General features: G+C 76.1%; 8 protein-coding genes. 4 read left to right on the plus strand and 4 right to left on the minus strand.

What is annotated here, in order from left to right:
* Positions 1–354: 354 nt before the first annotated feature.
* Together ACFV0G_RS26025 and ACFV0G_RS26030 are read right to left on the minus strand one after the other, a co-directional pair.
* On the minus strand, positions 355–747 hold the full coding sequence (locus ACFV0G_RS26025; protein ID WP_380552639.1) for a hypothetical protein: 393 nt from the start codon (positions 745–747) through the stop codon (positions 355–357).
* Between the two features lie 144 nt (positions 748–891).
* Positions 892–2,388 carry an MDR family MFS transporter gene (locus ACFV0G_RS26030; protein ID WP_380552642.1) on the minus strand — a complete coding sequence of 499 codons (1,497 nt, stop codon included), beginning with the start codon at positions 2,386–2,388 and terminating at the stop codon, positions 892–894.
* Positions 2,389–2,476: 88 nt separating this feature from the next.
* Between ACFV0G_RS26030 and ACFV0G_RS26035 the strand changes: the two genes are divergently transcribed.
* From ACFV0G_RS26035 to ACFV0G_RS26045, 3 genes are all read left to right on the plus strand, one after another.
* Positions 2,477–3,046, plus strand: a complete 570-nt coding sequence (locus tag ACFV0G_RS26035; protein ID WP_380552645.1) for a TetR/AcrR family transcriptional regulator — start codon at positions 2,477–2,479, stop codon at positions 3,044–3,046.
* Between the two features lie 187 nt (positions 3,047–3,233).
* On the plus strand, positions 3,234–5,816 hold the full coding sequence (locus tag ACFV0G_RS26040; RefSeq protein ID WP_380552648.1) for a SpoIIE family protein phosphatase: 2,583 nt from the start codon (positions 3,234–3,236) through the stop codon (positions 5,814–5,816).
* A complete protein-coding gene (locus ACFV0G_RS26045) occupies positions 5,813–6,205 on the plus strand; it encodes an STAS domain-containing protein (protein ID WP_380552651.1) in 393 nt (130 codons plus the stop codon). Before ACFV0G_RS26040 ends, ACFV0G_RS26045 begins: the two co-directional genes overlap by 4 nt.
* A 59-nt stretch (positions 6,206–6,264) precedes the next feature.
* Here ACFV0G_RS26045 and ACFV0G_RS26050 read toward each other — a convergent pair whose 3' ends face one another.
* Together ACFV0G_RS26050 and ACFV0G_RS26055 are read right to left on the minus strand one after the other, a co-directional pair.
* Positions 6,265–6,894, minus strand: coding sequence for an endonuclease (locus tag ACFV0G_RS26050; RefSeq protein ID WP_380552654.1), 630 nt, complete (start codon positions 6,892–6,894; stop codon positions 6,265–6,267).
* 15 nt (positions 6,895–6,909) lie between these two features.
* The gene (locus ACFV0G_RS26055) at positions 6,910–8,076 is read right to left on the minus strand and encodes a YbdK family carboxylate-amine ligase (RefSeq protein WP_380552657.1); all 1,167 of its coding nucleotides are present in this window, start codon (positions 8,074–8,076) and stop codon (positions 6,910–6,912) included.
* Positions 8,077–8,470: 394 nt separating this feature from the next.
* Between ACFV0G_RS26055 and ACFV0G_RS26060 the strand changes: the two genes are divergently transcribed.
* Positions 8,471–9,985, plus strand: coding sequence for an MFS transporter (locus ACFV0G_RS26060; RefSeq protein ID WP_380552660.1), 1,515 nt, complete (start codon positions 8,471–8,473; stop codon positions 9,983–9,985).
* Positions 9,986–10,128: the final 143 nt, after the last annotated feature.

Genomic DNA, 10,128 nt, shown 5'->3' on the forward strand with positions numbered 1-10,128 from the left:
CTGCCCGGGAGCTCCCGGGCAGCGGGCCTGCGTTACGTGCGATGCGGGCCGGGGACACCCGGCCGGTCCGGCAAGAGGTCGGGGCGGGCCTCAGTACGGCAGCGGCCGGCCGGAGGGGGTCCGCAGATCGAGCGGGGGCCGCGGCCGGCCCTGGCTGGGGCGCGTGGTGATCCTGATCCGGGTCATCGCGGTCGCCTCCTCGGCCTTGCGACGGGGCCGGGCGGCTGCCCGGTTGTGCATTTCGTACCCGCACCCGGGCCCCGCCATGCCACCGCGCGGCCCCCAACCGATCACTGATGTGCTGTCAACCTGACGCCCCGGCAACCGAACGGCTCCCGCGAGCGCCGAGTGACCTCAGCCCTCGCGCAGGGAGCCCACGAGCGATCCGACGAGGGCGCCCGTCAACAGGGGCAGCAGGACCAAGGGGGTGAGCATGAGGGAGACGAACACCGCGAACCCGGGCACGTCACCGAACCGGGTGGTCGTGTCGTCGAACGCTCCGGAGCCGGCCGCCATGACCAGCGCGCCCAGGGCCCCCGCCGCGCCGCACGGGGCCCAGGCGCGGACCCGGCCGAGTGCCGCCCCCAGGGCGAAGGCGGAGGCTGCCGCGCACGCCGTGTACTCCAGCTGCGCCGGGCCGCTGCCGGGTCCACTGTCCCACGCCCATCGCAGTAGCCAGGGGCTCGCCCCGATCACGGCCGCCCACCCCAGGACGCCGGGCCACACCCACCTCGGCGAAGTCGTCACAGCTCCCCCCTCTGTTCACGGGGCAAGAACCCCCGATGATTTGAACACGTTCAACTTACCCCGCCCGGCAATCCGCCCGCGAGCGTGCGGTGATGACGCCGCGTTCGATGCTCCGGACCCGCCTGCGCCGGGCGTCCACCCGCCTCACCCGTGGTCGGCGACGGGCAGCCGGCCCTTGCCCTCGTCAGTGACCCCCTCGTCCTCGACCTGTGCCTTCCGGCCGGTCCGACCGGGCAGCAGGAGACAGAGCGGAACGGCCGCGGCGGTGAACCCGGCGGCCCACCAGAAGGCGCTGCCGAATCCCGGGACCAGGTCCGCGGGTGTGCGGGCGCCGGCGGAGGTGCGCTGGAGGATCACGGCGAGGAGCGCGGTGCCCGCGGAGCCGCCGACCTGCTGTGCGACGCGCGAGATACCGGAAGCGGCGGGGATCTCCTCGCGGCCCAGCCCGACGAATGCGGCGCCCATCAGCGTGATCATGGCCGCGCCCAGTCCGATGCCACGGACGAACAGTGCGGCCATCAGCGCGGTGCTGCTCGTGGAGGTGGTGGCGAAGCAGAACGGCACGGTGGCCGCGCAGGTGAGGGCGAAGGCGGCGACGGCGACCGGGCGGGGTCCGAAGCGGTCCATGTACCGGCCGGCGAGGGCGCGGGAGGCGAGGGCGCCCACGCCCTGCGGGATGAGCAGGAGTGCGGCGCCGAGGGCGTCCCGGCCGCGTACCTGCTGCCAGTAGAGGGGCAGCAGCAGCATCGTCCCGTAGAGGGCGGCGCCGGACAGGAAGACCAGCGCCGACGACGAGGCGAGGGCTCGGTGGCGGAACAGCCGGACGTCGATCAGGGCGTCTCGGCCGCGCCGCAGCGCCCAGCCGGTGTAACCGGCGACCAGGGCGAGACCGGCGGCCAGGGGCGGCCCCGCCGCGGCGGCGGACCCGTCGGACCCGCCGAGCCGGGTCAGGCCGTAGAGGACGGCGGCGATGCCGGGCGAGAGCAGCAGCATGCCGACGACGTCCAGCCGGGTGCCGGGGCGCGGGGCGTCCGCGGGCAGGTTGCGGATGGCGAGAAAGCCGCCGACGACGCAGAAGGGGAGGTTGAACAGGAAGATCCAGCGCCAGTCGCCCAGGTGCAGGATGGCGCCGCCGATGACCGGGCCGATGATCGGGCCGAGTGCGGTCGGCACGGTGATGAGCGACATGACCCTGCCGATGGTGCGGCCCTCGGCCGCCTGCATGATCAGCGTGGTCATCAGCACCATCATGATGCCGCCGCCGACGCCCTGGACCACCCGGAAGGCGATCAGGCTCGGGGCGTTCCGGGCCGCGGCGCACAGCAGCGACCCGACGAGGAACAGGCCCAGGGCCGCGATCCAGAGGCGTTTGCCGCCCAGTACCGACTGGGCCCACCCGACGGCCGGCATCGTGGCGGCCAGGGCCAGCAGGTAGGCGGTGCTCACCCACTGGACGGTGTCGAGCGAGGCGTGCAGCCGCCCGGCGAGGTCGTCGATGGCGACGCTCATGATCGTGGTGTCGAAGATGACGGCGAGCGCGCCGATGATCAAGGTGAAGGTCAGGCGCCGCAGGGCCGGATCGATGCGGTCGGGGGCGGTGGTTGCTGCGGCGGACGGTGGCTGGGCGCCGGAGGTGCGCATGGGCGGTCCTTAAGATACAGTGTTCTATCTTACGGCCGCCAGGCTAGTGCGCTAAGATAAGATAGGCAACTCTATCTAAGGAGGGTGGATGTCCGAGCGGCGCCGCGGAGCGGCACTGGAGAAGGCGCTGCTCGACGCGGCCTGGGAGGAACTCGCCGAGAAGGGCTACGCGCGCTTCACCATGGACGCCGTCGTCCGACGCGCGGCCACCAGCCCTCCGGTCCTCTACCGCCGCTGGTCCGACCGCGACGAGCTCGTCCGGGCCGCCGTCGTCCACGTGCTGCGCGAGCACGTCCTCGACGTCCCGGACACGGGAAGCCTCCGGGAGGACGTCCTCACCCTCATGCGCGAGATCAACGCCACCCGCCTGCGGCTCGTCACCGTCATGAGCGTGCAACTGGCCGGCTACTACCAGGAGACCGGGACCAGCCCCGGCGACCTGCTCGACCCCCTCGCGACGGGGCGCAAGAAGGCCGTCGACGTGCTCTTCGACCGCGCCGTCGACCGCGGCGAGATCCGACCGGACGTCCTCACCGAACGCATCAAGTCCCTCCCGTTCGACCTGCTGCGCCACGAGTTCCTGACGACCTTCGCCCCCGCGCCCGACCACGTCCTCGAAGAGATCGTCGACACGATCTTCCTGCCCCTGGTGCGCTGACCGCACCAACAGCGGCCGGAGCGCTCCCTGTTGACGGCCCGCGTGCCGCTACCGCGTCCGGCCCGCCGTCCGGATCCGCACACCCGTGCCTGCCGCCCGGCCGCCACCCGCCTACGCTGGAGACGCGGACGCCCGACGAGACCCCACGAGCCCCGACGAGCCCGACGAGCCACGGAAGGACGCGGCGATGGCCGAGAGCACGAGCCGCTCCGGCGGCGAGCCGGCCGCCGACCCCGAACGCGCCGTGCTGGAGGCCGCCGTCGACCGCCTGCGCGCGGAGGCCGAGGGCCTGCGGGCCGCCATGCGCACCCGCGCCGTCATCGAACAGGCCAAGGGGCTGCTCGCCGAACGGCTGGGCTGCACCCCCGAGGAGGCCTTCGAGCGGCTCTCCGCCCTCTCCCAGGACGCCAACCGCAAAGTCGCCGACCTCGCCGCCGAGCTCCTCGGCGCCACCGGCCGGACGCCCGGACGTCCCCCCGCCCCCGCCCGCTCCGCACCCGGACCGGCCTCCGCGCCGCGATCTCCCGACGCCCCCGCCCGCTCCGCACCCGGGCCGGCCTCCGCGCCGCGATCTCCCGACGCCCCCGCCCGCTCCGCGCCCGGGCCGGCCCCCGCCGGGCCGCCCGCCGCCGGACGCGAGCCGGACGGCCCGGAGGGCCCGGTGGACCGCACAGCCCTCGCCGCCCGCCGGCACCTGGCCGCCGCCGCCCTCTCCGCCGCCGCCACCCCCGACGAGCTGGCCCGCCTGCTGTCCGAGGCCGCGCTGGCCCCGCTCGGCGCAGCGGCCGTCGTCCTGGCCCTGCTCGAACCGGACGGCGCGCTGCGCCTGACCGGCAGCCACGGCGTGGACGCCCGGCGGCTCAGCCCGTGGCAGCGGATCCCGCCGATCCGGACGCTCCCGCTCACCGAGGCCGCACGGCTGGGCACGCCGGTCTGGGTGCTCGACCGGGCCGAGTTCGCGGCCCGCTACCCGGACCTCGCCGGCGAGGACCTCGTCCCCGGCCGCACCGTCTGCGCCCTGCCGCTGCGCACCGGCGGGCAGACCATCGGGGCCATGAAGCTCGGCTGGCCGCAGGAGTACCACCCGGAACCGGCCGTCGAGCAGCACCTCCTCGACCTGGCCGGCCTCTGCGCCGACCACCTCCGGCGGCTGGGCCGCGGCGCCCGGGACACCCCCGGGCCGGCCGTCGAGCCGTGGTTCCGCGGCGTGCTGGACACCCTGCTCGACCCGGTGCTGGTGCTGGGCACCGTACGCGACCCCGACGGCACACCCGTCGACCTGGTCGTCGAGCACGCCAACCGGGCCACCGTGGACCTCGCCGGCCGCACCGCCGCCGACCTGCGCGGCCGCCGCCTCAGCGAGCTGTACCCGGGCATGGTCGCCTCCGGCGCGTTCCGCCGGATCCTCGACACGGCCGCCACCGGCGTGCCGTACGAGGGCCGCAGCGAGCAGTTCACCGAACGGGTCGAGGGCACCGTCCGCAGCTCCGCGATGACCCTGCACGCCACCCGCCACCTGGACGGCGCGCTGGTCAGCTGGCGGACCCACGACGAGCAGGACCGGCGCGACAGCCAGCTGGACCAGGCACAGCGCCTCGCCCGGCTCGGCACCTGGGGCTGGGAGGCGGGGTCGGCCGGGATCGACTGCTCGCCGGAGGCGCTGCGGCTGCTCGGCCTGCCCGCCTCGGCCGGCCCCGTGCTCGCCCCCGGCGCCGCGCTGGTCGCACTGACCGCCACCGACCGCCCGGCCGTCCGCGCCGCCGCCGAGCAACTGCTCGCCGGCCGGAGCCCGGTGACCCTGGAGTTCCGGGCCGGCCGGGGCGGCGAACGGATCCTGCGCGGCCTCGCCGAGGCGGTGCCGGGACCGCCCGGCGAGCCGCCGTCGGCCGTCCGCGGAGTGCTCCAGGACGTCACCCCGTGGCGCCGGGCCGAACAGGCCCTGGCCGGCACCCGCAGCCGGCTCGCCGACCAGCGCCGCCGGACGGAGACCGGGCACCGCGCGGTCCGCGCCCTGCAGGGCGCCCTGACCGACGCTCCCGCCGGGCCGCCCGCCCCCGGCGTGCAGAGCGCCGCCCGCTACCTCGCCGCCGAGCGCGAGGGCAAGGTCGGCGGCGACTGGCACGACGTCCTGGCCCTGCCCGACGGCACCGTGCTCGTGGCCGTGGGGGACGTCTCCGGGCACGGCCTGGCCGCCGCCGCCGGCATGGCCGGCCTGCGGTACGCGCTGCGCGCACTGGCCTACACCGGCGCCGACCCGGCCGAGCTGCTCGCCCGGCTCAACCGGATGCTCTGCCACGAGCGCGCCGACCACACCGCCACCGTCGTCTGCGGACTGCTCGACCCGGCCACCGGAAGCCTGCGCTGGGCCCGCGCCGGACACCTGCCGCCGCTGCTGGCGGGCACCGGCGGCCCCGCCCGCTACCTCGACCCGCCCGAGGGCCTGCTGCTCGGCGTCGTCCCCTCCGCGGCCTACCGCAATGCGGAGGTCCGCCTCGACCCCGGAGACCTGCTGCTGCTCTACACCGACGGCTTGGTGGTCCGCCGCGGCGCCGACCTCGCCGACGGACTGGAACGGCTGCGGCAGGCCGCCGAGGAGTACCGCGCCGGCGACGTGGCGGGCTGCCTGGACCACGTGCTGCGGCGGCTCTCGGCACCGAACGCCCTCGACGACACCTGCCTGCTCGGCCTGCGGCTGTGCCCGGCCGGTGCGGCCGGGGCCGGGCCTATGGTGGAGGGGGAGGACCCCCTGGGAACGGGAGGACGGGCATGACGGACGGGCCGGGCACGGCGGGCAGCGGCCCGCGGGCGATCGCCGCACTCACCGTGGCGGCCGAGCCGCTGGCCGACGGCCGCCTCCTGCGGCCGGTCGGCGAACTCGACCACGACAGCGCCGACCCGATGCGCGAGGCCCTGGCGGAGGCGCTCCGGGAGCCGTCGGCCACCGTCGTGGTGGACTGCTCGGGCCTCTCGTTCTGCGACTCGACCGGCCTGAACCTGCTGCTGCGGACCAGGCTGGCGGCCGAGTCGGCGGGCAGCCGGATGGTCCTCGCCGAGCCGTCCCCGATGGTGGCCCGGATGCTGGAGATCACCGGTGCGGGCGGCGTCTTCGAGGTGTACGGCACGGTCGCCGAGGCCACCGCGGGCGGCCCGGCCGGCTGACCGCGCGACCCGGCGCGCTGCGGCCCTCCTGCCGCACCGCCGGACTCCGGCGGGCGGCGTCAGCGGGCGAGGTCGGTGCGGACGAGCGCGGCGGACAGCCGCGGCAGGTCGGCGGGCTCGACGAGCGCGGCCAGCCGGCCGGGATCCCCGGGCAGGCCCAGGGCGTGCGCGGCGCGCAGGGCCCGCTCGCCGAAGACCGGGCGCAGCTCGGGCCAGACGCCCTGCGCCTCGCGGCAGAAGATCTCCGCGCCCACCGGTCCGATCCGCGGCACCTCCTGCAGCAGCTCGCGGATCCGGGCGGGGTCGCGTTCCGCCTCGGCGCGCAGCCGGCGGAGGTCGCCGTGCCAGCGGTCCAGCACCAGCCGGGCACCGTCACCGAGTGCGGTCGCGGTGCTCTCGTCGTAGCGGCGGTAGTGGGCGCGGCCGAGGGCGTCGACCCGCTCCTGCCAGGCCGACCCGGCCATCGCCCGGGCGCTGCCCAGCCCCGCGGCGGACAGCTCGCGGGCCGCCGCGACGGCCAGGTCCGCACGGATCCGGACGCTGCAGAGCACCGTGAGCACCAGCAGGCGGTAGAGCGGCGCGGGGGTGTCCCGCACGGCGGCACCGGCCTCCTCGGCGTACGTCCGGCCGTGGTCGCGGAGCAGGTCCCGCAGGATCTCGCGGGCGGGGCGTCCGGCCGGCGCGGGCATGCGTCCACCCGCTCGTCAGCCCGCGGCGCCGGCCGCGGTCGCCTCGGCCAGGTGGCCCACCACGTCGCCGAGCCGGCCCCGCCGCCCGTACACCGCGCGCTGGCGGTCGGCGCCGGTGCCGTGCGACAGCAGCGTGCCGAGCGTCCGCAGCACGAACGGGGTGTCCCCGGCGGCGTCCAGCCCGGGCAGTGCGCGTTCGACCAGCGCGTCCACCAGGACCCGCATCGGCTGCACCAGGCCGGTCGCGGGGTGCGGCCCGGCGCCGTGCAGGCCGTGCCGGGCGGACGCCCAGTGCGCGGCGTCGACCAGGGCCGTGCCGGGGGAGCGGGCCTCCGGGCCGGCACCGTCCGGTTCGCTGCGGAGCTCGGCGAGGAACACCGAGGCGAGCGCCCGGACGAGCGCCGCGAGCAGCACCGTGGTGTCCAGGTCCGCGCTGGTGTCGGCGATCCGGATCTCCAGGGTGGGCACGTGCTCGGACGGCCGCGAGTACCAGTAGAGCATCGCCGGGTCGAGGATCACCCGGCTGTCCAGCAGCGCGCCGACGGTGGCAAGATAGCCGGCCTCGTCGACCACCGGGGCCGGGCCGACGGTGGGCCACCGCCGGTACGCGGGGTGCCGCCAGCTCGCGAAGCCGGTGTCCCGGCCGCAGCTGAACGGCGAGTTCACCGCGAGCGCCTGGACCACCGGCAGCCAGGGGCGGATCAGCCGGTTCAGGGCGAGCGCCTGGGCCCGGTCGCGGACCCCGACGTGGATGTGGCAGCCGGAGACCGAACCGTCGGGGGCGGTCGCCACGGAGCCGACGTGCACCCGGATCCGCCGGTAGCGGGCGCTGCCGGTGACCGGGGGCGTACCGCCGGCGACCACCGGCGTGCCGGAGCCGACCAGCAGGCAGCCCGCCGCCGTCGCGGCCTCGCGCAGGACGGCCCGCAGCCGGCCCAGCTCGGCGCGCAGGGCGTCCAGCGAGCGGGTCGGGCTGCTGCACACCTCCGCCTGCGAGGCGAAGAACTCGGTCTGCACCTGGTCGCCGAGGACCGCGGCCGCGGCCTCCACCACCGCGGGGCCGTGCCGGGCCGGCAGGTGCGAGCCGCACTCGACCAGCAGGAACTCCTCCTCCACCCCCACCGTCGTCACCTCGGCACGGGTCGTGGGGTCGCCCGTCAGGACGACGGCCGGCGCCGTCACACCGGTTCCCGGCGGGAGTCGGGCGGGCCGGGTGCGGGGGGCTCGGGTGGCACCGGGGCCGGCGGGGTGGGCTCGGGGTCGGGGAACGGGCCGCCCGGCTCGGGGCGGGGACCGGGCGGGACCGGGTCGGGCGGGGTCGGGTCGGGGAACGGCCCGACGTCCGGACCGGTCGGCACGGGGACGGTCATGGCTTCCTCCGGTGGGTGCTCCTCCCGGCGGGGCGGCGCGCGCCGCCCCCTGTCCAGTGTTCGGCGCCTACCCGGCGGCGCGCACCCCACACGGCCGCGCCGACCCCGGGGTGTCCCCACGTGTGGCGCCGCGCCGCCCGGGCAGACGCGGTCCCGGCAGCGATCGGACGGCGTGCGGCCGTCACCGAGCGAGAGGGAGGCCGGCCATGCGTGAGGGAGCGCAGCCCGCCGAACGGGCCCGTGAGCGGCGGATCCCCGCCGGACACCAGGGGGACGTCGTCGAGACCGCCGTACCGGCCCGGCTGGACCGGCTGCCGTGGTCCCGCTGGCACTGGCGGATCGTGATCGGACTGGGCACCGTCTGGATCCTGGACGGCCTCGAGGTCACCATCATCGGCAACATGGCCGGCCGGCTCGCCCAGTCCGGCAGCGGCATCGCCATCAGCACCACCCAGGTGACCACCGTCGCCGCCGCCCTCTACGTCGCCGGAGCGTGCAGCGGCGCGCTGTTCTTCGGTTGGCTGACCGACCGGCTGGGCCGGAAGAAGCTCTTCATGATCACCCTGGCGGTGTACCTGGCCGCCACCGCCGTGACCGCGCTGTCCTGGACGGCCTGGTTCTTCTTCGTCTGCCGGTTCTTCACCGGCTTCGGCATCGGCGGCGAGTACGCGGCGATCAACTCCGCGATCGACGAGCTGATCCCGGCCCGGGTGCGCGGCCGAATCGACCTGATCATCAACGGCAGCTTCTGGATCGGTGCCGCGGTCGGCGCCTTCGCCTCGATCGCCCTGCTGAACACCGCGCTCTTCGCCACCGACGTCGGCTGGCGGCTGGCGTTCGGCATCGGCGTCGTCCTGGGCCTGGTCATCCTGCTGGTGCGCCGGCACGTCCCGGAGAGCCCGCGCTGGCTGCTCACCCACGGCCGCGCCGAGGAGGCGGAACGGCTGGTCGACGACGTCGAACGGACGGTGGCCGCCCAGACCGGCCGCGAACTGCCGCCCGCCGAGGGCACGATCAAGATCCGCTCGCGCGGAGCGATCGGCTTCCTGACCATCGCCCGCACCGTCACCACGCAGTACCCCCGCCGGACGGTGCTCGGCCTCGCCCTCTTCGTCGGCCAGGCCTTCCTGTACAACTCGGTGACCTTCGGTTATGCCGTCATCCTCACCACGTTCTTCCAGGTGCCGGAGGGCAACACCGGCTACTACTTCGCCGTGATCGCGGTCGGCAACTTCCTCGGGCCGCTGCTGCTCGGACACTTCTTCGACTCGGTGGGCCGCAAGCCGCTGATCGCCGGCACCTACATCGGCTCCGGGCTGCTGCTGTTCGGCACCGCGGCGCTGTTCGACCAGGGCGCGCTGAGCGCGACCACCATGACGGCCTGCTGGACGGCGGTGCTGTTCCTCGCCTCCGCGGGCGCCAGCGCGGCCTATCTGACGGTCAGTGAGATCTTCCCGCTGGAGACCCGGGCGCTGTGCATCGCCTTCTTCTACGCGGTCGGCACCGCGATCGGCGGCATCACCGGCCCGCTGCTCTTCAACGGGCTGGTGGGCAGCGGCAAGGTCTCCGACACGACGCTCGCGTTCTGCATCGGCGCCTCCCTGATGGTCGTGGCCGGGCTGGTGGAGGCCGCGATCGGGGTGAAGGCCGAACGGCGCAGCCTCGAATCGCTGGCCGCCCCGCTCAGCCAGGTCCGAGAACCCGAGGCCGCCGGGGCCTGACCGCCCCGGACCCCGAGACCGCCGGGACCTGACACCCGGCGCGCGGGCGGGGCGCGGGGCGCCCCGCCCCCGGCGCGGGGGGCGCGGGACGCGCCCCCGCGAGAGCCGCGGTGGGAGGGGGGGAGGGCGCGGCGGCAGGGCAA

It is taken from the genome of Kitasatospora sp. NPDC059571 (assembly GCF_042735675.1).
GTDB lineage: Bacteria > Actinomycetota > Actinomycetes > Streptomycetales > Streptomycetaceae > Kitasatospora.

Excerpts from the sequence above, each read along its gene's own strand:
- ACFV0G_RS26030 (WP_380552642.1), bottom strand. The coding sequence starts at position 2,388 with ATGCGCACCTCCGGCGCCCAGCCACCGTCCGCCGCAGCAACCACCGCC.
- ACFV0G_RS26060 (WP_380552660.1), top strand. The coding sequence starts at position 8,471 with ATGCGTGAGGGAGCGCAGCCCGCCGAACGGGCCCGTGAGCGGCGGATC.
- ACFV0G_RS26040 (WP_380552648.1), top strand. The coding sequence starts at position 3,234 with ATGGCCGAGAGCACGAGCCGCTCCGGCGGCGAGCCGGCCGCCGACCCC.
- ACFV0G_RS26035 (WP_380552645.1), top strand. The coding sequence starts at position 2,477 with ATGTCCGAGCGGCGCCGCGGAGCGGCACTGGAGAAGGCGCTGCTCGAC.
- ACFV0G_RS26050 (WP_380552654.1), bottom strand. The coding sequence starts at position 6,894 with ATGCCCGCGCCGGCCGGACGCCCCGCCCGCGAGATCCTGCGGGACCTG.
- ACFV0G_RS26045 (WP_380552651.1), top strand. The coding sequence starts at position 5,813 with ATGACGGACGGGCCGGGCACGGCGGGCAGCGGCCCGCGGGCGATCGCC.